The organism is Spirosoma soli (genome assembly GCF_042684525.1).
GTDB classification, from domain to species: Bacteria; Bacteroidota; Bacteroidia; order Cytophagales; family Spirosomataceae; genus Spirosoma; species Spirosoma soli.
The window spans coordinates 1-1,150 of the sequence record NZ_JBHULN010000054.1; the positions used below are offsets into that span (position 1 = coordinate 1).

At 37.0% G+C, this 1,150-nt stretch carries 1 protein-coding gene; it reads right to left on the minus strand.

Annotation, left to right across the window (positions count from 1 at the left end; all coding sequences use genetic code 11):
• Window positions 1-140: 140 nt before the first annotated feature.
• On the minus strand, window positions 141-905 hold the full coding sequence (locus ACFSUS_RS29035) for a PD-(D/E)XK nuclease domain-containing protein (protein ID WP_381528801.1): 765 nt from the start codon (window positions 903-905) through the stop codon (window positions 141-143).
• Window positions 906-1,150 lie beyond the last annotated feature (245 nt).

The window sequence follows — 1,150 nt, forward strand, 5'->3', positions numbered from 1 at the left end:
TGTTTGAAGAGCCGCAACCAGGGCAGTTGTGTTGGTAAAACATGACGGGTAATTCAAGTTTGGCGACTCAAAATTACCCCCTTGGTTGCGGCTTCTTACCTGACATCATTACTTCTTGAGGACTACCATATATTATTATGTCAAGGCCTGATATACACTCTAACTTTGATTTCACCTTCATCACGACTCAAGTCATTTTCGATACCTCTTGGATTACCGACGTAACCCTCGGGATCGTAAACGAAGCATAAAAGTGTCTCACAATCCAGGTGACTTCTATATCTTGCTATGTCCTCAATTAGTTGCGTCCCAACCTCTTTCGCAGTTAGCCCTACTCTAGTTTTCTTGACTTCAATCACAATTTTGAACTCTTTAAGCAAGAAGTCCATTCGACTACTTTTCCCTGCATAGCTTGGAGTCCATTCCTCAGCTCTTATATCATTAAAATCAATCGTTAATAATGCGTGTAATAAATCCTGTACATCATACTCATCGCTAATATCAATAGTTGGTCTATTACTATGTCTACTTCTTAATTGCCTGACTATTAGATGGAATTTGTCGAATATTTTGTACAAAGAATTGATTGAATCGAAGCTGTTTTCTTCTTGTTCCTGATCTAATAGGCCTAAACTTATATCTTCAATCAAAGATTTTAAAATGCCGATTCCTTGTTCAACAGAGCTTTTAAACCCCCTTTTTACATTTTCTCTAAAAGAGATAACATATTGATTATCGTTAGATAAATTGGTTTGTAAATAGTGTAGTACTTGTGATTGCCAAGCTGTGAACGCCTGACTATCAAGTGTAGGAAATCCAATTATATTAGGTGCATTTGGAACATGGGTCCGCAAAACGTCATTGCCCTTCTGTACAAGCTGTTCAAGCCTTTCAATTGTGATCATTGAAAAAAACTGAAGTGATGAAAAATTGATGCTCCATTTATTAACCTTTCTGTCTTGTTAAGAAACTTAACTTGTTAACTCAGACTCTTTTAAATTAAAAACTATCCTCCCGCGAAGTTTAGAAGTTGTTGGGGAATTAGATTTGGTGATAAGCCTCAATTCGCTGCAACATCAGTTGTATATTGGCTAAATACAGCCAGCTAACCGAAGAAGATATCGTGTACTCATAATCCTTGGTAAGACGA